This is a genomic window from Streptomyces sp. NPDC015144 (assembly GCF_043079735.1).
Classification (GTDB): domain Bacteria; phylum Actinomycetota; class Actinomycetes; order Streptomycetales; family Streptomycetaceae; genus Streptomyces.
Map to the genome: position 1 here is coordinate 550,947 of NZ_JBIBUU010000001.1, position 26,833 is coordinate 577,779.

The 26,833-nt window shown below is 73.2% G+C and carries 22 protein-coding genes and 1 riboswitch; of the genes, 13 read left to right on the forward strand and 9 right to left on the reverse strand.

Annotation, left to right across the window (positions count from 1 at the left end):
- Nucleotides 1–2: 2 nt before the first annotated feature.
- Nucleotides 3–1,136, reverse strand: a complete 1,134-nt coding sequence (locus tag ACF08W_RS02415) for a cobalt-precorrin-5B (C(1))-methyltransferase (RefSeq protein WP_392278113.1) — start codon at nt 1,134–1,136, stop codon at nt 3–5.
- Between the two features lie 11 nt (nt 1,137–1,147).
- Between ACF08W_RS02415 and ACF08W_RS02420 the strand changes: the two genes are divergently transcribed.
- Nucleotides 1,148–1,921 (forward strand): cobalt-precorrin-6A reductase, encoded by a 774-nt coding sequence (locus tag ACF08W_RS02420; protein ID WP_385215854.1) that lies wholly within the window; start codon nt 1,148–1,150, stop codon nt 1,919–1,921.
- On the opposite strand, the gene ACF08W_RS02425 is transcribed toward ACF08W_RS02420, so the two are convergent.
- The 3 genes from ACF08W_RS02425 to cobG all read right to left on the reverse strand — a co-directional run bounded on the left by ACF08W_RS02425 (nt 1,906) and on the right by cobG (nt 5,431).
- Nucleotides 1,906–3,411, reverse strand: a complete 1,506-nt coding sequence (locus tag ACF08W_RS02425) for a precorrin-2 C(20)-methyltransferase (protein ID WP_392278114.1) — start codon at nt 3,409–3,411, stop codon at nt 1,906–1,908. The two genes, ACF08W_RS02420 and ACF08W_RS02425, sit on opposite strands and share 16 nt — an antisense overlap.
- Before the next feature lie 2 nt (nt 3,412–3,413).
- The gene (locus ACF08W_RS02430; protein ID WP_392278115.1) at nt 3,414–4,040 is read right to left on the reverse strand and encodes a precorrin-8X methylmutase; all 627 of its coding nucleotides are present in this window, start codon (nt 4,038–4,040) and stop codon (nt 3,414–3,416) included.
- A 62-nt stretch (nt 4,041–4,102) separates the two neighbouring features.
- Nucleotides 4,103–5,431, reverse strand: a complete 1,329-nt coding sequence (gene cobG / locus ACF08W_RS02435) for a precorrin-3B synthase (protein ID WP_392278116.1) — start codon at nt 5,429–5,431, stop codon at nt 4,103–4,105.
- Between the two features lie 114 nt (nt 5,432–5,545).
- A riboswitch (cobalamin riboswitch) is annotated at nt 5,546–5,618 on the forward strand.
- Between the two features lie 91 nt (nt 5,619–5,709).
- Between cobG and cobN the strand changes: the two genes are divergently transcribed.
- Together cobN and ACF08W_RS02445 are read left to right on the forward strand one after the other, a co-directional pair.
- Entirely contained in the window at nt 5,710–9,306 is a 3,597-nt protein-coding gene (cobN, locus tag ACF08W_RS02440) for a cobaltochelatase subunit CobN (protein WP_392278117.1), read from the forward strand.
- A 112-nt stretch (nt 9,307–9,418) separates the two neighbouring features.
- Nucleotides 9,419–9,655 (forward strand): hypothetical protein, encoded by a 237-nt coding sequence (locus ACF08W_RS02445; protein WP_352276521.1) that lies wholly within the window; start codon nt 9,419–9,421, stop codon nt 9,653–9,655.
- Between the two features lie 146 nt (nt 9,656–9,801).
- Here ACF08W_RS02445 and ACF08W_RS02450 read toward each other — a convergent pair whose 3' ends face one another.
- Nucleotides 9,802–10,812, reverse strand: a complete 1,011-nt coding sequence (locus ACF08W_RS02450; protein ID WP_385215842.1) for a hydroxyacid dehydrogenase — start codon at nt 10,810–10,812, stop codon at nt 9,802–9,804.
- 479 nt (nt 10,813–11,291) lie between these two features.
- Between ACF08W_RS02450 and ACF08W_RS02455 the strand changes: the two genes are divergently transcribed.
- The 8 genes from ACF08W_RS02455 (at nt 11,292) to ACF08W_RS02490 (ending at nt 20,337) form a co-directional block, all read left to right on the forward strand.
- Complete coding sequence (locus ACF08W_RS02455; protein WP_392278118.1) at nt 11,292–12,620, forward strand: extracellular solute-binding protein; 1,329 nt, start codon at nt 11,292–11,294, stop codon at nt 12,618–12,620.
- The gene (locus tag ACF08W_RS02460; RefSeq protein ID WP_392278119.1) at nt 12,617–13,588 is read left to right on the forward strand and encodes a carbohydrate ABC transporter permease; all 972 of its coding nucleotides are present in this window, start codon (nt 12,617–12,619) and stop codon (nt 13,586–13,588) included. The genes ACF08W_RS02455 and ACF08W_RS02460 overlap by 4 nt, the downstream gene beginning before the upstream one ends.
- Complete coding sequence (locus ACF08W_RS02465) at nt 13,585–14,451, forward strand: carbohydrate ABC transporter permease (RefSeq protein WP_385215833.1); 867 nt, start codon at nt 13,585–13,587, stop codon at nt 14,449–14,451. The genes ACF08W_RS02460 and ACF08W_RS02465 overlap by 4 nt, the downstream gene beginning before the upstream one ends.
- A gap of 92 nt (nt 14,452–14,543) precedes the next feature.
- Nucleotides 14,544–15,848 carry an alpha-L-fucosidase gene (locus tag ACF08W_RS02470; protein ID WP_392278120.1) on the forward strand — a complete coding sequence of 435 codons (1,305 nt, stop codon included), beginning with the start codon at nt 14,544–14,546 and terminating at the stop codon, nt 15,846–15,848.
- A 44-nt stretch (nt 15,849–15,892) separates the two neighbouring features.
- The gene (locus ACF08W_RS02475; protein ID WP_392278121.1) at nt 15,893–17,323 is read left to right on the forward strand and encodes a polysaccharide lyase 6 family protein; all 1,431 of its coding nucleotides are present in this window, start codon (nt 15,893–15,895) and stop codon (nt 17,321–17,323) included.
- A gap of 94 nt (nt 17,324–17,417) precedes the next feature.
- Nucleotides 17,418–18,845: a polysaccharide lyase 6 family protein gene (locus ACF08W_RS02480; RefSeq protein ID WP_392278122.1), complete on the forward strand. Its 1,428-nt coding sequence runs from the start codon at nt 17,418–17,420 to the stop codon at nt 18,843–18,845.
- Entirely contained in the window at nt 18,842–19,666 is an 825-nt protein-coding gene (locus ACF08W_RS02485; RefSeq protein ID WP_392278123.1) for a sugar phosphate isomerase/epimerase family protein, read from the forward strand. Before ACF08W_RS02480 ends, ACF08W_RS02485 begins: the two co-directional genes overlap by 4 nt.
- 38 nt (nt 19,667–19,704) lie before the next feature.
- A complete protein-coding gene (locus ACF08W_RS02490) occupies nt 19,705–20,337 on the forward strand; it encodes an SGNH/GDSL hydrolase family protein (RefSeq protein WP_392278124.1) in 633 nt (210 codons plus the stop codon).
- 70 nt (nt 20,338–20,407) lie between these two features.
- On the opposite strand, the gene ACF08W_RS02495 is transcribed toward ACF08W_RS02490, so the two are convergent.
- Nucleotides 20,408–20,569, reverse strand: coding sequence for a hypothetical protein (locus ACF08W_RS02495; RefSeq protein ID WP_385215815.1), 162 nt, complete (start codon nt 20,567–20,569; stop codon nt 20,408–20,410).
- A 250-nt stretch (nt 20,570–20,819) separates the two neighbouring features.
- Between ACF08W_RS02495 and ACF08W_RS02500 the strand changes: the two genes are divergently transcribed.
- Nucleotides 20,820–22,442, forward strand: a complete 1,623-nt coding sequence (locus ACF08W_RS02500) for an amidohydrolase (RefSeq protein ID WP_392278125.1) — start codon at nt 20,820–20,822, stop codon at nt 22,440–22,442.
- A 92-nt stretch (nt 22,443–22,534) separates the two neighbouring features.
- Nucleotides 22,535–23,320, forward strand: coding sequence for a hypothetical protein (locus ACF08W_RS02505; protein ID WP_385215806.1), 786 nt, complete (start codon nt 22,535–22,537; stop codon nt 23,318–23,320).
- A 31-nt stretch (nt 23,321–23,351) separates the two neighbouring features.
- Here ACF08W_RS02505 and ACF08W_RS02510 read toward each other — a convergent pair whose 3' ends face one another.
- The 3 genes from ACF08W_RS02510 to ACF08W_RS02520 form a co-directional block, all read right to left on the reverse strand.
- A complete protein-coding gene (locus ACF08W_RS02510) occupies nt 23,352–24,347 on the reverse strand; it encodes an Acg family FMN-binding oxidoreductase (RefSeq protein WP_392278126.1) in 996 nt (331 codons plus the stop codon).
- Between the two features lie 75 nt (nt 24,348–24,422).
- Nucleotides 24,423–25,475 (reverse strand): polyprenyl synthetase family protein, encoded by a 1,053-nt coding sequence (locus ACF08W_RS02515; protein ID WP_392278127.1) that lies wholly within the window; start codon nt 25,473–25,475, stop codon nt 24,423–24,425.
- Nucleotides 25,476–25,480: 5 nt separating this feature from the next.
- Entirely contained in the window at nt 25,481–26,527 is a 1,047-nt protein-coding gene (locus ACF08W_RS02520) for a tetratricopeptide repeat protein (protein ID WP_392278128.1), read from the reverse strand.
- Nucleotides 26,528–26,833 lie beyond the last annotated feature (306 nt).

Consider the following 26,833-nt stretch of genomic DNA (forward strand, 5'->3'; position numbering starts at 1 on the left):
GCTCAGCCGCCGCGCACCGGCCCGCGCACCCCGCTGCGCCCCACGACCGTGCCCGCCCGGTCGATGCAGACGACGTCCACCGAGACCGGCGCGCCGCGCAGCACCGACAGCGCCTCGTCCCGTGCCGTCACCGCCACCAGGTCCCCGAGCGGCACCCCCCGCGCGAGGCACAACCGGAGCGCTTCGAGCCCCGTGTTCGCCACCGCTACCTCGGCCGCCAGCGCCTCGTCCGCCCCGCCCCGCCGGGCCAGCCGGGCCAGGAACGGCTTGTCGACCTGGGACCGGCCGGAGTGCAGGTCGAGGTGGCCGGCGGCGAGCTTCGACAGCTTCGCGAACCCCCCGCAGACCGTGAGCCGGTCCACCGGGTGGCGGCGGATGTACTTCAGCACCGCGCCCGCGAAGTCCCCCATGTCGAGCAGCGCGATCTCCGGCAGCCCGTACTCGGCGACCACGGTCCGCTCCGAGGTGGATCCCGTGCACCCCGCCACATGGGTCAGCCCGGCGGCCAGTGCCACGTCCACCCCGCGGCGGATCGAGTCGATCCACGCGGAGCAGGAGTACGGCACCACGACCCCGGTCGTGCCGAGGATCGACAGACCGCCCAGGATGCCCAGGCGCGGGTTCCAGGTGGACCGGGCGATCTCCTCGCCGTCGTCCACCGACACCGTGACCTCGACGTCCCCCGACCCCCCGTGCCCGGCGGCGACCCGGGCCAGGTGCTCCTGGATCAGCCGGCGCGGCACCGGGTTGATCGCGGGCTCCCCGACGTCGAGCGGCAACCCGGGCAGGGTGACCGTGCCGACCCCCGGCCCGGCCCGGAACACCACCCCGGAGCCCGGCGGCAGCCTCCGCACCGAGGCCCGGACCAGGGCGCCGTGCGTCACATCGGGGTCGTCGCCCGCGTCCTTCACCACCCCGGCCGTCGCCCGCTCCCCGGTGAGCTCCTCCACCGCGAGCGCGAAGGCGGGCGTCTGCCCCTTGGGTAGGGTGATCGTCACCGGGTCGGGGAAGTCGCCCGTCAGCAGGGCCGTGTACGCGGCGGTGGCCGCCGCCGTCGCGCAGGCGCCGGTGGTCCAGCCCGGCCGCAGGCCGGTGTGTTTCAGCTGGGCGTCGCGCCCGCCCTCGATCTCACCCATGGATGGTTCCGATGCATGTACTCGTACTCGGCGGCACGACGGAGGCCCGCCGCCTCGCCGAGGCACTGGTGGAAGAGCTCCCCGCCGGTGACCGGCTGACGAGCTCGCTGGCCGGACGGGTGGCGGGCCCGAGGCTGCCGCCCGGTGAGGTCAGGATCGGCGGGTTCGGGGGAGTGGACGGGCTGACCGGGTGGCTGCGGACGCACCGGGTGGACGTGCTCATCGACGCCACCCACCCTTTCGCCGGGACGATCAGTTTCCACGCGGCGGCCGCCGCCGCTGCCGCCCATGTTCCCCTGCTCGCGCTGCGCCGTCCCGGGTGGGTGCCCGGGGACGGCGACGACTGGCACCCGGTCGGCTCGCTGGCCGGGGCGGCGGCGGCCCTGCCCGCACTGGGGCGGCGGGTCTTCCTCACCACGGGGCGGATGGGCCTGGCCGCCTTCGCCGGGCTGGACGAGCTGTGGTTCCTGATGCGCTCGGTGGACGCGCCCGAGCAGCCGTACCCGGCCCGGATGGAGGTCCTGCTGGACCGGGGGCCGTTCAGCCTGGACGGGGAGCGCGAGCTGATCCGCCGCCACCGCGTCGACGTCCTCGTCACCAAGGACAGCGGGGGCGCCGCCACCGCCCCCAAGCTGACCGCGGCCCGCGAGGCGGGGATCCCGGTCGTGGTGGTGCGGCGGCCCCCCGTCCCCGAGGGCGTACCGGTCGTGGAGACGCCGGAGTCGGCCGTCGCCTGGCTGCGCGGGCACGCCCTGCGGAGGACGACCTCTCAGCCCTCCGGGTAGCGGCGCGGCGTCCACACGATCTGCCGCCCGCCCTCGCGTTCCACCCAGCGGGTCTGCGATGACCCCACGATCAGGATCGTCCGCATGTCCACCTCGGCCGGGTCGAGATCGGCCAGCCGCACCGTCCGTACGCTCTGGGCCGGGCCGCCCACGTCCCGGCCCAGGACCACCGGGGTGTCCGGCGAGCGGTGCTCCAGCAGCAGGTCACGGGCCTTGCCGACCTGCCACGTCCGGCTCCGCGAGCCGGGGTTGTACAGCGCCAGCACCAGGTCCGCCCCGGCCGCCGCGCGCAGCCGCTCCGCGATGACCTCCCACGGCTTGAGCCGGTCGGAGAGCGAGATCGTCGCGTAGTCGTGGCCCAGCGGGGCGCCCGCACGGGCCGCGGCCGCGTTGGCCGCCGTCACCCCCGGCAGCACCCGGACCGGCACCCCCGCGTACTCCTCCTGCGAGGCGACCTCCAGGACGGCCGTCGCCATGGCGAAGACGCCCGGGTCACCGCCGGAGACCACGGCCACCCGCCGCCCGCGCCGGGCCAGGTCCAGGGCGAACTCGGCGCGCTCCGACTCCACCTTGTTGTCCGAGCCGTGCCGCACCTGCCCCGGCCGGACCGGCACCCGGTCCAGGTAGGTGGTGTAGCCGACCAGGTCGTCCGCGGCGGCCAGCGCCCCGCGCGTCTCCGGGGTCAGCCAGAGCGGCCCGGCCGGGCCGGTGCCCACCACCGTCACCCCGCCGCCCTCCGGGGCGGGCTCCGGGCGCACGGCCCCGACCCGGCTGGGCAGGACCGCGACCGCGAAGTACGGCACCGAACCGGGCTCCACGTCCGCCAGTTCGCCCACCCGTTCCCCGGCCATCGTGGCGCGCTCGACGTACCGCGCCTCCGGCAGCCGGCCGGACGCCTCGAACGCGCCGCGCACCGCCGGGAACGTACGGCCGAGCTTCATCACCACGGCGGCGTCGGTGGCCGCGAGACGGGCCGTCAGCTCCTCCTCCGGCAGGGTGCCGGGCAGGATCGTCAGCACCTCCTCGCCCTCCACGAGCGGGGTCCCGAGCCGGGCGGCGGCCGCGCTGACCGAGGTGACCCCGGGGATCACCTCGGTCGGATAGCGGTCCGCGAGCCGCTTGTGCATGTGCATGTACGAGCCGTAGAAGAGCGGATCGCCCTCGGCGAGGACGGCGACCGTGCGCCCGGCGTCGAGATGTGCCGCCAGCCGGGCCGCCGCCTCGGCGTAGAACTCCTCCATGGCGCCCCGGTAGCCGCCCGGATGGTCGGTGGTCTCCGTCGTGACGGGGTAGACCAGCTGCTCCTCGACGTGGTCGGCGCGGATGTGCTTCGCCGCGATGGAGCGGGCTATGGACCGCCCGTGCCGGGCGCTGTGGTACGCGACGACATCGGCCTCGGCGATGACCTCCACCGCGCGTACGGTCATCAGGGCGGGATCACCGGGCCCCAGCCCGACCCCGTACAGTCGGCCCGTGCTCTGGTCGCTCACGTCTACTCTTCCTCGCTGGCGATGGCGTTGAGGGCGGCGGCCGCGATGGCGCTGCCGCCGCGGCGGCCCCGCACGATGAGGTGCTCCAGCCCGGACGGATGCGCGGCCAGCGCGTCCTTCGACTCGGCGGCGCCCACGAATCCGACCGGCACACCGATGACGGCGGCCGGACGCGGCGCGCCCTCCTCGACCATCTCCAGCAGCCGGAACAGGGCGGTCGGCGCGTTCCCGACGGCGACCACCGCCCCCTCCAGCCGGTCGCGCCACAGCTCCAGCGCTGCGGCGCTGCGGGTGGTGCCCAGCTCCTTCGCGAGGTCGGGGACCGAAGGGTCGGACAGGGTGCACACCACGTCGTTGTCGGCGGGCAGCCGCTTGCGGGTGACACCGCTGGCGACCATCGCCACATCGCACAGAATGGGCGCACCGGCCCGCAGCGCGGCGCGCGCACGGACCACCACCTCCGGGGAGAAGGCGAGGTCCCGGACGAGATCGACCATCCCGCAGGCATGGATCATCCGGACCGCGACCTGGCTCACATCGGCGGGCAGACCGGCCAGATCGGCCTCCGCCCGGATCGTGGCGAACGACTGGCGGTAGATCGCCGGCCCGTCCTTCTCGTACTGGTGCACAGTGCTTTCGCTTTCTTCGTCGAAGGTGACAACGGTTCGGGTACGGGGGAGTGGGGCGGGGATCAGCCGTGGGCGCGGCGGGCCGCGGCCACCGCGGCGGCGAGCCCGTCCGGTCCGTCGGCGACCGGCACGTGCGTGCCCCGCTCCCCGTCCCGTACGACGGAGACATGGTGCCGCCCGCCGGGAGCGGCCACGACATCGACCCAGGTGCCGCGCGGGTGACCGCACCGGCGTTCGCACCCGGACCAGTACACCGGCAGCGGTCCCACGGCCCGCACCGAGGCCGCCGCCTCGGCCCGTACGTCGGCCAGCGACCTGGCGCAGCCGGGCCGGCCGATGCAGGAACCCACCCCGGCCCAGGGGGAGTCGGGCGCGACGACGAGACCGGCCGCCGCCAGCACGTCCAGCGCCCCGGCCGCCTCCCGCTCCTCCACGCCCGGGACGACGACGCCGCGCCACGGCGTCAGACGCAGCTCGCCGCGGCCGTGGTGACGAGCCGTCTCCACCAGCGCCCGCCACTGCGCGGCCGTGGCGCGCCCCAGCGGCAGCCCGGCCGACAGCGCGGCCGTCCCGGACGGCGCACCGGTCACGATGCCCGGCACCGGCCCGTCCGAGCCGCCCGCACACTCCCGGTGCCCGGCGGCCGCGACATCGACCCCCGCCTCGCGCAGCCGTTCCGCGACCAGGCCGAGGAGCCCGTCACCCCCACCGGGCAGGTCGGAAACCCGCCACACCCCGGTGTCCGGGGCCCGCTCCAGGAAGGCACCGGCCGCCACCAGCGCGGCCCGTGGCGCCTGCGCGGCCGGGACCCGCAGCACGGACCCGGCCGTACCGATCCGCAGCAGCGCCCACGCGCCGTCCAGGGCCAGCAGCGACACATCGCCGCCCAGCGCGTCCACATCGCCGCGCCCGTCGTCGAGGACGAACAGGAACCTGCCGGACAGCCCGGCCGCCCGCTCGTCCGCGCACAGCAGCGCGTCCAGTTCGAGGAGCCAGGGCCCCACGTCCCGTACGCCGCGGCCGTCGAGCCCGCTGAGCGGGGACGCCACGACATTGCGCACCCGTTCGTGGCGCACGGAGGGCAACAGCCCCGCCGCGTCCAGCCGTCCGGCCAGCTCGCCCCCGCAGTCCGGGCGCAGCCCGCGCAACTGGACGTTGCCGCGCGAAGTGAGATGCACCTCACCGTCGCCCAGGGCCTGCGCGGCGGCTCCCAGGGCGTCCGCCCGGTCCGCCGTCAGCAGACCGCCGGGCACCCGGACCCGGGCCAGCGCACCGTCGTCCGCCCGGTGCAGCCGCAGCGCGCCGGGGCAGGCGTCACCACGGCCCCGGGACGGCGGAGCTCCCGACGGATCGGCGGGGGAAACGGCAGGTGGGGGCATGGCGGCGAGCATACCGACGATCCGGACGGAACCGAACGGATGCGCCTGCCACCGCCGGGCGTCCGGCCCTTACTATGCCTAGCGACGGGCCAACCGGCACGTCGTCGCCACAGACGGCGACAAGGGGAGGAAGCCCGGTGCGATTCCGGCGCGGTCCCGCCACTGTGAGCCCGGCCACGGCCGGGTGAGTCAGGAACTCCCCTCACCGGAACCCCCGGTCCTCTCCGGGCAGGGGCGTTCCATCCGACACCGCCCGGGGCGTGGACACCCCGAGGAAGGCCCGACGCCGCATGATCCTGCTCCTGTCGACGTCCGACACCGACCTGCTCAGCGCCCGCGCTTCCGACGGCCCGGTTCCCTACCGCTACGCCAACCCCGCCCGCCTCCCCCTCCAGGACCTCCCGGAGCTCCTGGACGGCACCGACCTGGTCGTCGTCCGCCTCCTCGGCGGCGTACGGGCCTGGCAGGAGGGGCTCGACCAGGTGCTCGCCACCGGCCGCCCGGTCGTCGTGCTCACCGGCGAACAGGCCCCCGACGCCCAGCTGATGGCCGCCTCCACCGTCCCCGTCGGCATCGCCGCCGAGGCCCACGCCTACCTGGCCCACGGCGGCCCCGCCAACCTGGACCAGCTCGCCCGCTTCCTCTCCGACACCGTGCTGCTCACCGGCCACGGATTCGAACCGCCCGCCCCCGCCCCCTCCTGGGGCCCGCTGGAGCGCACCGCCCACCGCACCGACGGCCCCGTCGTCGCCGTGCTCTACTACCGCGCCCACCACATGAGCGGCAACACCGCCTTCGTCGAGGAGCTCTGCCGGGCCGTCGAGGAGGCGGGCGGCCGCCCGCTGCCGCTGTACGTCGCCTCGCTGCGCAGCCCCGAGTCCGAACTCATCGAGGCGCTCGGCGCCGCCGACGCGATCGTGACGACCGTCCTCGCCGCGGGTGGCACCCGCCCGGCCGAGGCATCGGCGGGCGGCGACGACGAGTCCTGGGACGCGGGCGTCCTCGGCGGCCTCGACGTCCCCATCCTCCAGGCGCTCTGCCTCACCGGCTCGCGCACCGACTGGGAGGACAACGACGAGGGAGTCTCCCCGCTCGACGCCGCCAGCCAGATCGCGGTGCCCGAGTTCGACGGCCGCCTGATCACCGTCCCCTTCTCCTTCAAGGAGATCGACGAGGACGGACTGCCCGCGTACGTCGCCGACACCGAACGCGCCGCCCGCGTCGCCGGGATCGCCGTGCGCCACGCCCGGCTGCGCCACATCCCGGCCGCCGAGAAGCGGATCGCGCTGGTGCTGTCCGCGTACCCGACCAAGCACTCCCGCATCGGCAACGCCGTCGGGCTCGACACCCCGGCCAGCGCCGTCGCCCTGCTGCGCCGGCTCCGCGAGGCGGGCTACGACTTCGGTACGGAGGAGATCCCCGGCCTGGTCTCGGGCGACGGCGACGAGCTGATCCGCGCGCTGATCGAGGCGGGCGGCCACGACCAGGAGTGGCTCACCGAGGAACAGCTGGCCCGCAACCCCGTCCGCATCCCGGCCGCCGACTACCGGCGCTGGTACGCGACGCTCCCGGCCGAGCTGCGCGAGGCCGTCGAGGAGCACTGGGGCCCCGCCCCGGGCGAGATGTTCGTGGACCGGTCGAGCAACCCGGAGGGCGACATCGTGCTCGCCGCCCTGCGGTTCGGCCATCTCCTGATCCTGATCCAGCCGCCGCGCGGCTTCGGCGAGAACCCGATCGCGATCTACCACGACCCGGACCTGCCGCCCTCGCACCACTACCTGGCCGCCTACCGCTGGATCGCCGCCCGCGCCGACGACAACGGCTTCGGCGCCGACGCGATGATCCACCTCGGCAAGCACGGCAACCTGGAGTGGCTGCCCGGCAAGAACGCCGGACTCTCCGCCGCCTGCGGCCCCGACGCCGCGCTCGGCGACCTCCCGCTGGTCTACCCGTTCCTGGTCAACGACCCGGGCGAGGGCACCCAGGCCAAGCGCAGGGCGCACGCCACCCTCGTCGACCACCTGGTGCCGCCGATGGCGCGGGCCGACAGCTACGGGGACATCGCCCGGCTCGAACAGCTCCTGGACGAGCACGCCCAGATCGCCGCGATGGACCCGGCGAAGCTCCCGGCGATCCGCGCCCAGATCTGGACCCTGATCCAGGCCGCCAAGCTCGACCACGACCTCGGTGTGGCGGACCGGCCGGAGGACGAGGGCTTCGACGACTTCATCATGCATCTGGACGGCTGGCTCTGCGAGATCAAGGACGTCCAGATCCGCGACGGCCTCCACGTCCTCGGCGGCGCCCCGCAGGGCCCCGACCGGGTCAACCTCGTCCTCGCGATCCTGCGGGCCCGTCAGATCTGGGGCGGTACGGCCTCGCTGCCGGGGCTGCGCGAGGCGCTCGGTCTCGACGAGTCGGCCGCGACCCGGATCACCGCCGACGAGGCCGAGGAGCGGGCCCGCGCGCTGGTCCAGGCGATGGAGGACGCCGACTGGTCGCCCGAGGCGGTCGAGGCGGTGGCGGCCGGGCACCCGGCGGCCGTCGCCGACATCCTCGCCTTCGCGGCCCGCGAGGTCGTGCCGAGGCTGGCCGCCACCACCGCCGAACTCGACCACGCCCTGCACGCGCTGGACGGCGGGTTCGTGCCGGCCGGCCCCTCCGGCTCCCCGCTCCGCGGCCTGGTCAACGTCCTTCCGACCGGCCGCAACTTCTACTCCGTCGACCCCAAGGCCGTACCCTCGCGCCTCGCCTGGGAGACCGGCCAGGCCCTGGCCGACTCGCTGCTGGAGCGCTACCGCACCGACAACGGCGACTGGCCCACCTCGGTCGGCCTCTCCCTGTGGGGCACCAGCGCCATGCGGACCGCCGGCGACGACGTGGCGGAGGCGTTCGCCCTGCTCGGCGTGCGGCCCGTGTGGGACGACGCCTCGCGCCGGGTCACCGGGCTGGAGGCCATCCCGCCCGCCGAACTGGGCCGCCCCCGCATCGACGTGACGCTCCGTATCAGCGGCTTCTTCCGCGACGCCTTCCCGCACACCATCGGCCTCCTGGACGACGCGGTCCGGCTCGTCGCCTCGCTCGACGAGCCCGCCGAGCAGAACCACGTGCGCGCCCACACCCAGGCCGACCTGGCCGCGCACGGCGACGAACGCCGCGCCACCACCCGTATCTTCGGCTCCCGCCCCGGTACGTACGGGGCCGGCCTGCTCCAGCTCATCGACTCCCGCGACTGGCGCACCGACGCGGACCTCGCCGAGGTCTACACGGTGTGGGGCGGCTACGCCTACGGGCGCGAGCTGGACGGCCGGCCGGCCCGGGAGGAGATGGAGACGGCGTACAAGCGGATCGCGGTCGCGGCCAAGAACACCGACACCCGCGAGCACGACATCGCCGACTCCGACGACTACTTCCAGTACCACGGCGGCATGGTGGCCACCGTCCGGGCGCTCCGGGGCACCGCCCCGGAGGCGTACATCGGCGACTCCACCCGCCCCGAGACGGTCCGCACCCGCACCCTGGTCGAGGAGACCTCCCGGGTCTTCCGGGCCCGGGTGGTGAACCCCAAGTGGATCGAGGCGATGCGGCGCCACGGCTACAAGGGCGCCTTCGAACTGGCCGCCACCGTCGACTACCTCTTCGGCTACGACGCCACGACCGGCGTGGTCGCCGACTGGATGTACGACAAGCTCACCGAGACGTACGTCCTGGACCCGGTCAACCGCGAGTTCCTCCAGCAGGCCAACCCCTGGGCCCTGCACGGCATCGCGGAACGCCTGCTGGAGGCGGAGTCGCGCGGCATGTGGGCCGAGCCCGACCCGGCGGTCCTCGAAGCGCTGCGTCAGGCGTACCTGGAGACGGAGGGCAACCTGGAGGGCGAGGACTGAGCGGGCGCCGGGCCGCCCTCCGGCGGCCCGGCCGGGCCCGCCCCGGACGGTACGGAATCACCCCTTCCGATCCGGGGCATAGTGTCGCCCGCCGCGTGGAAGCGATCTTGGTATGACCGAAAGCAACAGTCCTCACATCTCCGTGCCCCGGATCGTCGTCCTGGGGGTGCAGCGCACCGACCCGCCGTTCCGCCTGGTGGAGATCGACGGCGAGGTCGCCGGCGAGGCGACCTCGATGCTGGATGTGCTCACCCTCGCCTCGGCCTACGGGATCCACGTCCACGACCTCGACGATCCCGGTGTGGTGCGCTGGGTGGGCGGCGACAAGCTCACCTGGCGGGCGCACTGAGCACCGACGCGGCGGACGGTGCCGGAGACGGTCCTCTGCCGCTTCGAACTCTTCTTCCTCGTACTGACGTTTCACTGACGTTTCGCTGACGCCCCGGTGCCACGCCGCCGTACCGGGGCCGTACCTGGGCCGACGGCCGGGTGGCCTCAGGCCAGCGACGCCGCGTGCTCCGGATCGATGGCGTGCGCGAAAGGCACGTCATGTATAAAGCGTCGGAGTTCGTCGAGCACAAGCTCTCCGAGACGATGACGTTCGGCCCCCAGGGCACCGCCGATGTGGGGTGTCAGGACCACGTTGGGAAGGGTGAACAGTGGCGAGTCATGGGCGGGAGGCTCCGGGTGCGTGACATCGAGTACGGCGGTGAGATCGGGCCTGGCGCGCAGGACCTCCGCCGCGGCGGCCTCGTCGACGAGCGCGCCGCGCGCGGTGTTGACCAGGGTCGCCCCCGGGGTCATGGAGGCCAGCAGCCGGTCCCCCACCATGCCGCGGGTCCCGGGCAGCAACGGGGCGTGCAGGCTGACGACATGGCTGGTGGCGAACAGCTCCTCGACGCCGACCAGCCGGACACCGGCCTCCCGGGCGGCCCCCGGGGAGGCGATCGGGTCGGTGGCCAGGACCTCGACGTCGAACCGGCTCAGATGGGCGGCGACCAGCCGGCCGATGTGCCCCAGTCCGAGCAGGCCCACGCGTGAGCGGTAGGCGCCCGGCACCCGGGGATCGGACGGGAAGCGGCGGCTGCTCTCCATCTCCCGGGTGAGGCGGTGGGCGTGCTTCAGCCCGAGCAGGATCTGGGCGAGGGTGAACTCCGCCACCGGTACGGCGTTGGCCGCGGCGGCGGAGACGATCGGGATCCCGCGCGCCCAGAACTCGGGCGTGGTCAGGTGCTTCACCGAACCGGCGGCGACCAGGACCGCCCGCAGCCGGGGCGCGCGCGACAGGAGGGCGGCGTCGAGCACGGGCGCGCCCCAGCCGGTGAGCAGGATCTCGACCTCGCGCAACGCGTCCGGCGCGGCGTCGAGCTGCTGCCGCGTCAGGGGCGGGCCCTGCAGCCGGGTGAGAGCTCCGATCGCGGTCAGGACCTCGGGCGGATAGACGTCCGCCCTGCGTCCCTCCTCCATGACCAGCAGGGCGGTCGGTCGGTGGGCCGGCTCGTTCATGGCGATGTGCTCCTCGGCTCTGCGCGGCCGGGCCGTCGGTCGGCCGGTCCGCGACCCTGATCGGGTGCGTGGGGAAATGTCTGACCGGATGGGGAAGATTGGCGTGGCTTGTTTATTGTCATGGCTGATGGGTGTGCAGCACGATACATCGGATGACTGAAAAGTCCTCGGGGGAAGCCGGAACATCCGATCCCTGTGGTCGTCGCACTGCTCGCGGCGGTGAACGGTCGGATCCCGGCCAGGGATCGTTGCCTGGGGCAGTTAAATTCGCACGTCATGAGGTACTTTCACGGAAAGCTCAGTCCACCGTGCGTACCTCGTGTCACCGTCGGGCGGTCGTGGGGCCGTCCGGGCGGGCGAGCGTTCATCTCCGCGAGACTTTGTATTCATCGGACTATTGACCACGGGATTCGGACCCCGTTAGCGTCCGAGCAAGCGCTTTCCAGGCCAGCTGTGATGCGGCGAAAACAGGAGTTGTCATGCAGAGATCGCGGTGGATAGGTGCGGGTGTCCTCGCTTCGGCACTCGTCCTCACCGGCTGTAGTTCCGGGCCTGCGGGAGTGAACGCCAAGCAGGACCCGAAGGCACCGCTCGAACTGTGGACCCGGACGACACCGGGCGGACCGGGGGAGCAGGGCGCGCTCCGGCTCGCCGCCGCCTTCGAGAAGTCCACCGGCTTCAAGGTCGAGGTCACGGCGATCTTCGACGACTTCGAGACCAAGCTCCAGCAGCGCGCCGCGCAGAAGAACCTCCCCGACATCGTCCTGAACGACGTGACCCAGCTCGGCGCCATGCACAGCCAGGGCCTGCTCAGGGAGATCGACCTGGCCAAGCTCAAGAGCGGCAAGGACGTCGTCGCCCAGGGGCTGGACTCCGGCAAGAGCGTGGACGGCAAGCAGTTCGGCCTGCCGTACTCGGCCCAGGCGTCCGCCCTCCTCATCCGCAAGGACTGGCGCGAGAAGCTGAAGCTGGACGTCCCGAAGAGCTGGGACGACTTCGCCGCCATGGCCGAGGCGTTCACCACCAAGGACCCCGACGGCGACGGCAAGAACAACACGTACGGCCTCGCCGCCCCGCTCTCCACCAAGCGCGGATACGCCTCCTGGTACTTCTCCAACTTCCTCTGGGCGGCGGGCGGGGACTTCATCGCCGACGCCGGTGACGGGAAGTACAGGCCCGCGATGACCACGAAGGAATCGGTCCGGGCCGTGCAGTGGTTCCGCGACCTCGGCTGCCGGAAGAAGGCCATCCAGCCCGGCGCCGTCACCATGGAGACCCCGCCCACCAACGAGACCTTCGAGGCCGGCCGGACCGGCATGTTCGTCGTCGGCCCGTACCTGCTGCCCCGCTTCGACGAGACCCTCGGCAAGGACAAGTACGAGGTCGTCCCGATGCCCAAGGGGCCGAAGGACGCCACCGTGCTCGCCGAGGGCGGCTCCGTCTACCTGATGGCCGGCTCCGGGAACACGGCGGGCCAGGACGCCTTCGCCGACTTCGCGCTCTCCGCCGAGGGCCAGAAGACCGGGATGCAGGGCGAGACCGGCTTCACCGTCCAACTGCCCGTCAACAAGACGGTCGACATCGCCCAGGTCCGCCCCGACCCGCGCTGGAAGACCTACGCGGACATCTACCAGAGCTCCGGCCGCTACGCGCCGTCCATCCCCAACTGGACCCCGGTGCGGCAGACCACGGCCGACGCCGTCAACGCCCTGATGGCCGACTGCGGCCTGGACACCGCCACCAAGCTCAAGGCGCTGGACAAGCAGCTCGCCGACATCCTCGAGGAACAGGGAATCGCCGCGTCATGAGTCTCGACCAGGCGGGCCCGGCCACTCTCCCGGAGGCCGGGCCCACCTCCCGGAAGCCGGGCCGCACGGCCGGCGGGGCCGACGGCCGCAGCGGGCACAGCCGTCGGGCCGGCCGCTGGTGGACCCCGTGGCTGTTCCTGGCCCCGGCCCTGCTGCTCTTCCTGTACTTCAAGTTCATCCCCATGGTCAGCGCCCTGACCATGTCCTTCCAGGACGTCCAGCCCTACCTCGGCAACAAGTGGGTCGGCACCGACAACTACGCCACCGTGCTCCAGTCCGACGGCTTCCGCGAGGCCGCCTGGCACACCGTGGTCCTGGCCGCCGGACAGACCGCCGGATCGATGGCGCTCGGCCTGGTGCTCGCCCTGCTGATGGAGGGTCAGGGACGGCGGCTCGGATTCATCCGCTCCGCGGCGTTCCTCCCGGTGGTGGTGCCCATCGCGGTCGTCGCCGAACTCTGGCGGATCATGTACCACCCCAGCTCGGACGGGATGCTCAACTCCGTCCTCGGTCTGGTGGGACTCGGCCCCTCCGGATTCATCAACGACCCGGACTCGTCGATGGCCTCCATCATGGTCACCGGCGTCTGGCGGGGCGCCCCCTACGACATGATGATCTTCCTCGCCGGTCTGACCGGGGTGGACCGCGGCCTGTACGAGGCCGCGAAGGTGGACGGCGCCTCCCGGCTCCAGCGGGTCTGGCACGTCACGGTGCCCGGACTGCGCTCGGTCTTCTCGATCCTGTTCATCCTCGCCGCGATCCGCGGACTGCGGGTCTTCACCGAGGTGTTCCTGCTCACCAACGGCGGACCCGACGGATCCACCGAAGTCGTGATGACCCTGATCTACAAGCTCGGGCTGGAGCAGAACCGGCTCGGCGTCGGCGCGGCGGGAGCCGTCCTGCTGTTCCTCGCGACGCTGGTCCTCACAGTCGTCGTCCACCTGCTGCGACGGAGAGAGAGCAAATGAACGGGCCGACCGAGACCGCGCTGGGCCTGACCGAGAGCCGCAGCCCCGGCGGGCGGATCCTGAAGGCCGTCACCTACCTGCTCGTCCTGATCGTCTTCGCCGGGCCGCTGCTCGCCCTGCTCGTCAGCGCCTTCAGCCAGGTCAAGGACCCGACCCAACTGAGCGTCATCCCCTCCGGCGCCACCCTGGACAACTTCGAGGTCGCCTTCGACCAGGGCGTGCTCGGGTATCTGCTGAACTCCTTCTTCGTGGTCGGCTTCGGGCTGCTGCTCCAGGTCGCCGTCTCCGTCCTCGCCGGATACGCCCTGGCCCGCAAGGTCTTCCCCGGGATGACCCTGGTGCTGGTCGGCATCCTGGCCACGCTGATGCTGCCCGAGGAGATCCTGGCCCTGCCGCTCTCCGTGATCCTCGCCGATCTGCCGGTCGTCCACTTCAACCTCATCGGCACCCTCGCCGGAATGATTGTCCCGCTCGGTGCCTGGGGATTCTCCATCCTGGTGATGACCGAGTTCATGAAGGACGTACCCCGGGAGCTGGAAGAGGCCGCCCGGATCGACGGCGCCGGTGACCTGCGCATCTTCGCGCAGATCATCCTCCCGATGTGCAAGCCCGCGCTCGGTGTCATCGGAGTCTTCGGCTTCACCATGATCTGGGACCAGTACCTGCTGCCCCTCCTGGTCTCCACCGACTCCTCCTCGTACACCCTCCCGCTGGCGCTGCGCACCCTGCGGATCGACCCGGCCGTCACCCCCGGCGTGGTGATGGCCGCCTCCCTGCTGGCCCTGCTGCCCTCCGTGATCGTCTTCCTCTTCTTCCAGCGCTCCTTCGTGCACGGACTGGCCTCCGGCGCACTGAAGGGCTGACCCGGCGGACCGTCCGCCCCGACCGCCCCGTACCCCCGCCCCGCTGCCGGCGCACCGGCCCCGCCGGTCGCCGACGAGAAGGAACGATGTCCATGACCCCGAGCGCCGCGACCCCCGACACCACCTGGTTCACCACCGACCGGTTCGGCATGTTCGTCCACTGGGGCCTGTACGCGCTGCCCGCACGGCACGAATGGGTCAAGAACCGGGAGAAGCTGACCGACGAGCAGTACCAGGTCTACTTCGACCACTTCGACCCCGACCGCTACGACCCCGTCCAGTGGGCCAGGACCGCCAGGGCGGCCGGCATGCGGTACGTCGTACTGACCACCAAGCACCACGACGGCTTCTGCCTCTGGGACAGCGCCCTCACCGAGTACAAGGTCACCAACACCCCCCACGGCCGCGACCTCGTCGGCCCCTTCGTCGAGGCCTGCCGCGCCGAAGGGCTCAAGGTCGGCTTCTACTACTCCCTCATCGACTGGCACCACCCGTCCTTCCCCGTGGACGGCACCCACCCGCAGCGCGACGACGAGGAGTTCAAGGCGGCCCACGCCGACCGCGACATCCGCGACTACCAGCGCTATCTGCACGGCCAGGTCCGCGAACTGCTGACCTCCTTCGGACGGATCGACTACCTCTTCTTCGACTTCTCCTACGAAGGCCGCACCTGGTGGGGCGGCAAGGGACCGGCCGACTGGGACTCCGCCGGGCTGCTGGAGACCGTCCGCGAACTCCAGCCGCACATCCTGGTCAACGACCGCACCGGCCTGCCCGGCGACTTCATCACCCCCGAGCAGTACCAGCCCTCCGGCCCCATGACCAAGGACGGCCGCCCCGTCCTGTGGGAGGCCTGCCAGACCCTCAACGGCAGCTGGGGCTACGACCGCGACAACCTCGACCACAAGAGCGCCGACCTGCTGATCCGGATGCTCGTCGACGGCGTCTCCAAGGACGGCAACCTGCTCCTCAACGTCGGCCCCACCGGGCGCGGCGACCTCGAACCCCGGGCCATCGCTGCACTCGAATCGATCGGCCGCTGGATGGACCTGCACGAACGCGCGGTGCGCGGCTGCGGCCCCTCCTCCTACACCGCGCCCCCCGAGTGCCGTTACACCCAGCGCGGCGACCGGCTCTACGTCCATCTGTTCGCCTGGCCGCTGCGCCATCTGCACCTGCCCGGACTGGCCGGCCGGGTCCGCTACGCCCAACTGCTCAACGACGCCTCGGAGATCGTCCGGGTCCACATCGACCCCGACCGGCCCGCGCAGAACACCGAGATGGGCGGCCAGCCCGCCGGCACGCTCACGCTCGAAATCCCCGTACAGCGTCCCGACACCCCCGTACCCGTCATCGAGCTGTTCCTGAACGCCCCGGCCGAACCGGCCGCCGGCTGACACCGGACCGGCCCGCGCACCACCACCACGCTCACGGAGGCACCATGCAACGCCGCACGTTCCTCATGGGTACCGGGGCGGCCCTCGCCGTCACCGCCACCGGCCTGTCCGCCGCGAACGCGTCCCCGGCCCCGGCCCCGGTCACCGTCGCCTCGCTGGACGAACTCCAGGCCGCGATCGACCGGGCGGGGCCGGGCGACCGCATCGTCCTGGCCGACGGCCGGTACACCGTCCCGTCCGACCGGCCGATCACCGTCCGGAACAAGCGGGGCACCGCACACGCCCCCCTCACCATCACCGCCCGGACCCCCGGCGGCGCCGTCCTCGACGGCGAACAGGGCTTCGTCCTCGACGCCTCCAGCCACATCACGATCAGCGGCTTCTCCTTCCGTCAGAGCACCACCTTCGACCTCCCGCCGAACTGCTCGCACATCAGGCTCAGCCGCAACGACTTCCAGCTCGCCGACATCGAGGGCCTGCACTGGCTGATGGTGCGCGCGGACGACAGCACCGTCGACCACAACCACTTCCACGGAAAGTCCACCCTCGGCATCTACCTCGGCGTCGAGGGAGCCGGTACGGAGGAGATGGCGCAGCGCGTCCACATCTTCCGCAACCACTTCTCCGACCACACCTTCCCCGGGGACAACGGCGGCGAGCCGATCCGGCTCGGCGTCAGCCCCCGCGCCCTGTCCAGCGCCCACGCGGTCGTGGAGTACAACCTGTTCGAGCGCGCCAACGGCGACCCCGAGGCCATCTCGGTGAAGAGCTCGGACAACATCATCCGGCACAACACCATCCGCGACAGCTTCGGCGGCATCGTGCTGCGCCACGGCAACCGCAACCGGGTGGAGGCCAACCACTTCCTCTCCGGCACGGAGGGCGTGCGGATCTACGGCAACGACCACGTGATCGTCAACAACCACCTCTCCGGCCTGGCCGGGCGGGCGATGGTGATCGGCAGCGGTTCGGAGCGCGACCACCTGCCCGGCGAGACCCCCGAGGCGCGGCGCGGCAACGACGCGCCCGACCGGATCCTCATCGCGCACAACACCCTGGTGGGCAACGGGGGCACCCTCTCCGGCGAGAGCCACCGCCCGCACGAGCCGCGCGACGTGACCGTCGCGGACAACCTGTTCGTCGCGGACGCGGGCGCACTGGTCGAGATGGCGAACACCGAACGGTTCACCTGGACCGGCAACATCCTGTGGGGCGCGGCCGGCGACGGGAACATCCCGGCCGGCGGTTTCACCCGCGTCGACCCGAAGCTGGTGACGGGAGCGGACGGGGTCGCCCGGCTCGCCCCGGACAGCCCGGCCATCGGCGCGGCCACCCTGCGCAAGCCGCCCGTCACCCACGACATCGACGGCGACCCGCGCGGCCGCTCCCGGGACGTCGGCGCCGACCAGTACGCCCGGCGCGCGCCCCGCACCCCGCCGCTCACCCCGGCCGACGTGGGCCCGCTGGCCCGCTGACCCCCGCCCGGCACCGCACCTCCGGTCCGCCCGACCCCGGGCCGGGCGGACCGCCCCGGAGCACCCCGTCCCACTCGTCGCGACAGGAGACACCATGCAACGACGCACGTTCCTCAGGGGATCCGCGGTGGCGGCGCTCGCCGCCGTCCCCCTCGGTACCTCGATGTCCCTCGAAGCCTCGGCGGCCGACAAGCCCGTCAGCACACTGGCCGAGCTCCAGAGCGCCATCAACGCCGCCGCCCCCGGTGACCGGATCATCCTCGCCGACGGCACGTACACCGTCCCGGCCGGCGGGGCGATCAACATCTCCGGCAAGAACGGCACCAGCGCCGCGCCCATCACCATCGTCTCCAAGAGCCGCGGCGGCGCGGTCCTCAAGGGCGAACGCGGCTTCGTCCTCGCCAACTCGACCAACATCACCATCAGCGGCTTCGCCTTCCGGCAGAGCACCACGCTGGAGATCCCGGTGACCTGCTCCGGGATCCGGCTGACCCGCAACGACTTCCAGCACGCGGACGCGGGCGACAAGTACTGGGTCGTGGTACGGGCCGACGACACGAAGATCGACCGGAACCACTTCCACAACAAGACGACCACGGGCATCTTCCTGATCGTCGACGGCCCCGGCTCGACCGACATGGCCCAGCGGACCCACATCTTCCGCAACTACTTCTCCGACCACAGCTTCGCCGGGGACAACGGCGGCGAGTGCATCCGCATCGGCGTCAGCGGACGGGCCCTGTCCGCCGCCAACGCGGTCGTGGAGTACAACCTGTTCGAGCGCGCCAACGGCGACCCCGAGGCCATCTCGGTGAAGTCCTCCGGCAACACCATCCGCTACAACACCATCCGCGACAGCCGCGGCGGGATCGTGCTCCGCCACGGCAACGGCTCCCGGGTCGAGGGCAACCACGTGATCGGCGGCCTGGAGGGCATCCGGCTCTACGGCAACGACCACCTGATCGTCAACAACTACCTCGCCGGACTGTCCAAGCGGGCCCTGGTCGTCGGCAGTGGCAGCACCCGCGACCACAACACGGGCGAGACCGAGGAGGAGCGCCGCGGCAACGACGCCGTCGACCGCGCGATCATCGTCCACAACACCCTTTACAACAACGCGGGTTCGCTCTCGGGGGAGAACCGGACGTACGAGCCCCGCAACGTCGTCCTCGCGGACAACCTGCTCGTCGGCAACACCGGAAGCCTGGTCGAGATGGGGGCGACCACCGGCTTCACCTGGCAGACCAACCTGCTGTGGGGCTCCGCCGCCAACGGCAACATCCCGGCCGGCGGTTTCACCCGCGCCGACCCGAAGCTGGTCCTGGGCGCGGACGGGGTCGCCCGGCTGTCGGCGGGCAGCCCGGCGATCGGCGCGGCCACCCTGACCGGGACGTCGGTGCCCGACGACCTCGACGGCGACCCGCGTGGCAGCAAGCGCGACATCGGCGCGGACCAGTACTCCACCGCGGCCGCCCTCCGGCACCCCCTCACCAGCGCGGACGTCGGGCCGAACGCGACGTGAACCGTGATGCCCGCAGCGGCCCGCCCACCCCGGGCGGGCCGCCCGCGCCCCTGATCACCCCGGGGATCTGCTCGGTCACCTTCCGACGGCTGCCCGTCGACGAGGTCGCCCGCCTGGCCGCGGACGCCGGGCTGGCGGCGGTCGAGTGGGGGGCCGACGTGCACGCCCCGCCCGGCGACCCCGCCGCCGTCCGCGCCGCCCGCGAGGCGGCCGGACGGCACGGGCTGCGGTGCTGTTCCTACGGCTCCTACTTCCGGGCCGAGCCGGGAAGCCCGGCCGGACCGGACGACGGCTTCGCCCCGGTCGCCCGCGCGGCGGTGCTGCTCGGCGCACCCCGGGTACGGGTCTGGGCGGGCACCACCGGGTCGCGGGAGGCCACCGCGGGGCAGCGGGCCGCGACGGTGGCCGCCCTGCGGGAGGCCGCCCGCACCGGCGCCGACCACGGGCTCGAACTCGGACTGGAGTTCCACGGCAACACCCTCACCGACACGGCCGCCTCCACCCTCCGGCTCCTGGAGGAGGTGGGCGCCGACAACCTCCGCACCTACTGGCAGCCGCCGCAGAACGCCTCCGACGAGGAGGCGCTGGACGGGCTCGCCGCCCTGGGCGACCGGGTCGGCGCCATCCATGTGTTCTCGTGGTGGCCCGGCAACCGCCGGCTGCCGCTGGCGGACCGCCAGAACCTGTGGACCAGCGTCTTCGACCTGCTCGGCCGGCGGGGCGTCCCGCTGGAGGCACTGCTGGAATTCGTGCCCGGCGACGACCCCGCCGTACTGGCGCGCGAGGCGGATACGCTGCGACGCGCGGCGGACCGGCGCTGAGCCACGCTCCCTTCGACCCCGACCTGGACGGCGAGAACATGCACATCAAGGACACGGACACCCTGCTCTTCATCGGTGACTCCATCACCGACGCCGGACGCGACCGCACCGACCCGGCGTCGCTCGGCAACGGATACGTCCAGGAGATCGCCCGCACCCTGGGCGAGCGCCCGCACGCCGGGCCGCGCCCCACCGTCATCAACCGGGGCATCAGCGGCCACCGGGTCTACGACCTCGAACCCCGCTGGACCACCGACGTCGTCGAGCACCAGCCCGACGTGGTCACGGTCAAGATCGGCATCAACGACACCTGGCGCCGCTACGACCAGCAACTCCCCAGCCCCATCGATGAGTTCGAGGGCTGCCTCGACGGCCTGCTCGCCCGGGCCGGGCGGGAGACCTCCGCGCGGCTGGTCGTGGTCACCCCGTTCCTGCTGCCGGTCACCCCGGAGCAGGCGGAGTGGTTCGAGGACCTGACGCCCCGTACCGAAGCGGTGCTGCGGGCGGCGCGCGCCCATGACGCCCTGCTGGTCCGCGCCGATCTGGTGCTGGCCCGCGCCGCCGAGGACAAGGAGGCGACGGAGCTCGCCCGGGACGGCGTCCACCCGAGCCCGCTCGGCCACCGGCTGATCGCCGACGCCTGGCTCGCGGAGGTCGATGCCGCCTCCTGACGAGGGGCGGCCGGTCGACGGGAGCGTCTCGCACTCCTCGACCGGCCGCCCCGGGGCGCGTCCGGAGGGATCAGTGCCGGGGCTCCTCGTCCTCCGCCGTGCGCTCGCCCTCGGCCTGCGACGGCTGGGTGCGCCGGGTGGCGGGGTGCCGCTCCTCGGCCGGGTCGCGGTCCTCGTCCAGCCGCTCGCCCTCGGCCTGGGACGGGGTCGAGTACTCGATGTTCTTGTCCATGGCCGCCTCCGTGATCGGGCTGCGTGCCTACACGTCCAGCCTAAGGGCTCTCCCGTACTTGTCTATTGGTTGCACGATCAATAGCATCGGGTCCGTGCCGCGCCGACGGGCCGGGCGACCGGGGATCCGCACCCGGATCGGTCACCATGTCCCAGAACGCCGAGCACCACCACAAGGCGGCGGACGGCGGTGACGGGGGACCGGCCCCTCCGCGCCGCCCACCGACCCGCCGGCCCCAAGGAGTCCGTACGTGTACCCCGGCCTCGTTCTGCTCAACGCCCGCCTGCTGGATGTCGTCGCCGGGGAACCGCTCCCGCAGACCGCCCTCGCCGCGACCGGCGGACGGATCTCCGCACTCGGCGACGACCGGAGCGTCCGCGCCCTCGCCGGGCCGGCGACCACGGTGATCGACCTGAGGCGCGCCGTCGTGACCCCCGGGCTGGTCGACGGGCACCTCCACCCCGTCATGGGCGCCGAACTCGCCCAGGGCCTGGACCTCTCAGGCTGCACCACCCTCGACGAGGTGCGCGAGGCCCTGGCCCGGGAAGTGCGCTCGCTGGCCCCCGGCGCGTGGCTGCGCGCCCACGGCCTGGACCCGAACGTCTTCGGCGACCTGCCCATGGCCTCCGCCTCCATCGGGCCCGTCCTGGACGGCGTCCCGGCCCTCCTGATGCTCTTCGACGCCCACTCCATGCTGGCCAGCCCCCGCGCGCTGGAACTGGCGGGCATCGACGGCCCGCGCCGATTCGAGCAGTCCGCCGAGATCGTCTGCGACGAGGCGGGCCGCCCCACGGGCCTGCTCCTGGAGGACGCCGCCTTCGAACCGGTCGAACGGGTGGCTCCGCAGCCCTCCCCGGCCGAGCGGCGCGCCCGCGTCGCCGAGGCCCTGCGCGAGGTGGCCGCCTCCGGGCTCACCGGCGGCCACGCCATGGACGCCAACGGCGACAGCCTGTCGCTCTACGCGGCGCTCGACGACGCCGGAGAGCTGCCGCTGCGCCTCAGGGTCGCCCCCTGGTGCCAGCCCGGGGCCGACCACGAGGCGGTGGCCGGGATCGTCGGCCGGCAGGGCACCGGCGGGCGGCTGTGGCGGGTGGCGGGCGTCAAGCTCTTCATGGACGGCACCATCGACAACGGCACCGCCTGGCTGGAGCGGCCCGACTGCCACGGCGAGTCCACCCATGCCTTCTGGCCCGACCCGGAAGCCTTCACCGCCGTCATCGGCCAGTTCCACAGGGCCGGGGTGCCCACCGCAACCCACGCCATCGGCGACGCCGCCGTCCGCCACGTCCTGGACGCGGTCGCGGCGGCGGCCGGTACGGACGCGCGCACCGTACGGCACCGGGTCGAGCACATCGAGACGGTCCCCGACGACACCCTGCGCCGCTTCGCCGAGCTCGGCGTCATCGCGTCCATGCAGCCCACGCACTGCTGCGACTTCACCCGCGCCGACCACACCGACAACTGGTCCCGGCGGCTCGGCGAGGAGCGCGCCTCCCGCGCCTGGCGCTGCCGCGACCTCTGGGAGTCGGGCGCCACCGTCGTCCTCGGCTCCGACTGGCCCGTGGCGCCCTACCCACCGCTCACGGTGATGGCCGGGGCCCGCCACCGCCGCCCCTCCCGCGACCTCACCCGCCCCCCGCACGGCCCGGAGCAGGCCCTCACCGCCCTCCAGGCACTCCAGGGCATGACACTCAACCCGGCCCGCGCCGCGGGCGAGGAGCACGAGTCCGGACGGCTGGCCCCCGGCTACCGCGCCGACCTCACCGTCTTCGCCGAGAACCCCCTCACCACCCCCGCGACGGACCTGGCGGCCCTGCCCGTCCCGCTCACCGTGGTCGACGGACGCCCCACCCACCGCGACACCGCCCTCTGAGCACGACGGCCGCCACCGCCCGAGGGGCGCGGCGCGGTGATCGGTACGCTGTGCTGCCCCCGCCACGGGGCGGGGTGGAAAAGGGGTGGGACATGCACAGACGCATCGCCGTGCTCGCCGCGGCGGGAGCGGTCGGCGTCACCGTCGCGGTGACACCGGCCGCGCACGCGGAAGGGCGCGGGGACATCCGGATCACCCGGACCGTCGTCAACAACGGCGACAACGTGATCGTCGGGATCAAGAACATCAAGCGGTTCCCGATCACCATGACGATCAAGGACGACTCGGGGGTGAAGTACGTCAGTGATGTGTCCGCGTTCAACGCGAAGAACGCCCACGGACCGGTGTCGTACCTCGGGACGACCTGCCGGAAGACCAGTGCGACGGTCTCGGTGTGCACGGCGACGATGGAGATCGACCCGGCCTGGATCGACCCCTACGGCAGCGGCAACCGGGGCTGGAACGCCAACGACGTCGCGGGGGAGTGGCAGGTGAACGCCACGGTCCACGCCAACGACCGCGACTACTGGATCTCGGACCGCATCGCCCTGTTCAAGATGAAGCGCGCCGCGACCCTCACCACCGACGCCACGCCCGAACCGGTGCGCAGGGGCGGCACGCTCACCGTCACGGGGAAGCTGTCCCGGGCCAACTGGACGGACCTGAAGTACCACGCGTACACCAAGCAGGTGGTCAAGCTCCAGTACAAGAAGCCCGGCGGCAGGTACAGCACGGTGAAGACCGCGACCACCGACAGCAGGGGGCATCTCCGCGCGACGGTGCGGGCCACGGCCCCGGGCAGCTGGCGCTGGGCCTTCCTCGGCACCGCCACGACCATGAAGGTCGTCTCGACGGGTGACGCCGTCACGGTGAAGTGACCGCGCGGCGGGCCGGGCGACCGGCCCGCCGTCAGGGCTCGATCGTCAGCACCTCGTCCACGCCCCGGCGCGGCGTGGGCGGGCCCGTGGGGCCGTAGCCGAGGCGCAGGAGCATCTGCGGATGCCCCGTGCCGAGGACCGGGTCGCGCAGCAGACGGCGCAGCTCCGGCCATTCGAGGGGCTGGGTCGCGAACGAGGCGACGAGTCCGTGCGTCACTGCGGTCAGCAGGACGCGCTCCAGCGCCTGACCGGCCCGCAGCCAGTCCGCCGGGCGGTCGCGCGAGGTGCGCAGCAGGGCGAGCTGCGGCCGGTCCTCGAACAGGGCGTGGGCCCGGCCCGGGACGGGCTCCGTGCCCGCGAAGTCCCGGTTCAGCGCCCGGCCCGACGCGTCGGTGGGGCCGAAGGCGTAGTCCGGGACGCCGTCCACCGGGACCCGGTCGTCGGTGTTCCGGGTCCAGTAGCGCTGCTCCGCCTCCCGCGCCGGGTCCGACAGGTCGAGCGCCTCGGCGTCCCGGATCAGGACGAGTACGCCCTCCAGCGCTTCCGGCGGCAGGAAGGCGAACGAGACGTCCTCCCGGCGGGCCGCCCCGGCGAGGAGGTCCCGGACGTCGTCGGGGACCACCCGGTCGTCGAACGGATAGCGGCTGGTGCGGCGGAGCCGGATCGCCGGGTGCAGCGCGGCGAGCGCCGCGTCCCCCGGATCCCCGGCCCGGCCCGGGTCCAGGCGGACCGTCGCCAGCAGCTCCGGATCGACCGGGCGCGGGAACGGCGTGGTCACCGCCGCGAGGCCCCGGTGGGCCGCCGAGACCCGGAGGTTCAGCAGCGCCGCCCCGCACCCCACGTGCAGACCGCGCGTGGACGGATCGGCCTCCGGCATCTCACGGCCGAACTCCGCCCGCAGCGCGAGCGTCCGGCTGGAGCGCCGGAACCGGAACCGCCAGGGCTGGGCGTTGTGCATCGACGGGGCCGCGACGGCATCGCCGACCAGCTCCCGCAGCATGGCGTCGTCGAACGGCCGCACCGGCATCCGAGACCTCCCACGACACGGCACAGGGGTGCCCCTCCACCCTCCCACGTCCGGCCCGCCCCGGCCGGGCGTCCCTCACTCCGCGCGCTCGACGAGGTACGGGAACAGCGCCAGGATCTCGCCGAGCGCGACCGGGGCGAGCGGAACGCTCTCCAGCTCGCGGCGCGCCCCGTCCAGTTGCCGGTGCGCCTCGGCCAGGGCGGCGGCGCGGCCCCCCGCCTCCTCGGCCAGTCCGGCCGCCCGGCGGGCGTCGGCGGCGCCGAGCGGCTCCCCGGCGCCGAGCAGCGCGGCCAGCCGGCCGGCGGCGGGGTGGTCCGAGGCCAGCGCGGCGAGGACCGGGTACGTCTTCTTCAGCCGGCGCAGATCGCTGTGCACCGGCTTGCCCGTGACCTCGGGGTCGCCCCAGGCGCCGAGCAGGTCGTCCACCACCTGGAAGGCCACCCCGAGGTGCCGGCCCGCCCGGCACAGCGCGTCCGCCGTCGCCGCCTGGGCTCCGGCGAGCACCGCGCCCAGGCCCGCCGCGCAGCCGAGCAGCGCCCCGGTCTTGTGCTCCGCCATCCACCGGTACTCGTGCGGCTGGACCGCCTCGGGGCCGAGCCACGGCCGGGACTCGAAGAGCAGGTCGTCGGCCTGGCCGCGGACCAGGTCGGCCAGGGTCGAGGCGAGCAGCCGTACCGCGGGCGCGCTGTGCTCCGCCGGCGCCTCGGCGAGGGTCTGCACGGCCAGGGCGAAGAGCGCGTCGCCCGCGAGGATCGCCGGGCCGGTGCCGTACTCCTTCCACACGGTGGCGCGCTGCCTGCGGGTCTCGTCGCCGTCCATGATGTCGTCGTGGAGGAGCGAGAAGACATGGACCAGCTCCACCGCGACCGCGCCGGGCACCGCGTCCCGCGCCGGTGCCCCGGCGGCCCCGGCGCCGAGCAGGGTGAGGGCCTGGCGGATGCCCTTGCCCTGCGAACCCGGGGCCGGGGTGCCGTCCACCCGCTCCCAGCCGAGCGAGAAGGCGGCCATCTCCGCGTGCCACGGATGCAGCCGGTTCACGGCCCGCACCAGCGCCGGGCGGACCTGCTCGCGGCAGCGGGAGAGGACCTCCACCACGGGGAGCTGCTGGGTCGTGGGCGATGCGGTCATCGTCGTCAGCCCTCCTGGGTGGTGCCGGCCGGTGCCACGCCGAGTTCGGCGTACGCCTTGTCGACCATCTCGCGGGCGTTGAGCAGCCCGATCCGGTCGAGGGTGCGGCGCAGCCCGTCCAGGTCCGCCGCGGTCTCGGCCCGGTCCCGGCCGAGCCGGGCCAGCGCCTTGACCAGGCCGAGCCGGGCCAGCGCCTCGCCCCTGGGCTCGGTCATCGCGCGGAACTCCTCCAGCGCCCCCGCGTAGCCGTCCCGCGCCTCCTCGTAACGCCCGGCCCGGAACAGGACGTTGGCGCGCATCTTGTGGTTGTAGGCGAGCGCGCTGGACAGCTTCATCTCACGGCAGGCCGTCTCCGCCTCCGCGAGGAGGGCCAGGGCCCGCTCCGGGTCGTCCCGCAGCGAGACGATGTCGGCCATCCCGCGCAGCGCCCAGGCCCGGCCCCGCCGGTCGTCCGCGTTCCCGGCGAGCTCGGCCGCCTCCTCGAACATGGCCAGGGCGGTGTCGAGCGAGCCGGTGTTGCGGTGGATCTGGGCTATGCCCTCCAGCGCCCACACGGTGTGGCGCGCCTCGCCGCGTGCCCGCGCCTCGGCCAGCAGCTGTTCGTGCAGCTCCGCGACCTTCCGGTAGTCGCCCTGGATGCGTCCGGTCTCGGCGAGGCCCGCCAGGGAGTAGCCCCGGGCGACGATGTCGCCGCCGCGCTTGCCCATGTCGGCCGCGAGCCCCAACAGCCGGAAGGCCAGCCGGAGTTCACCCCGCTGCCGGGCCAGGGTGCCGCCGCTCCACAGCGCCCAGGCCATCGCCCCGAGGTCGTCGGCCGAACGGGCGGAGCGGTAACTGGCCTTCCAGGCACGGTCGGCCTCGGCCACATTGCCGAGCCTGCGGTGCGCCTCGGCGACCGCGAGCCCGCACCGGGCCACCTCCTGCCGCGATCCGGAGCGCTCGGCCTCCTCCAAGTGGCGTATGCCTTCGGCGAGTACGTCGGTGAGGGAGGAGTTCACGGACATCTTGGTGAGGGCGCCCTGGTACTCGGGCGCCAGTGCCTTGCTCTGCATGGGGGCCTTCCTGCACGGCCGGATCGTGACGGAAGGCAACTGTGCACTCTATGTATACATGAAGCGCATAGTTGCCCCGTGGTCTGGCCTGGTGACTCGTGGGGATCGGGCGCACTGTGGTGCCTGTGCTGCATGTGGTGCGGGCGGAGCGGATGCTGCCGGTATTGCTGGTGGTGCGCCGCCCTGTTGTTGATCAAGACGACACCCGCGCCCCGAAGGTTGCTCCGTGCCCGACAGAAGTCGACTTCGGTGCGTCGGCGGGGGTGAGGAGCGTCCGGTGGCGCGCCATCGGCCCCTTCTGGCTAA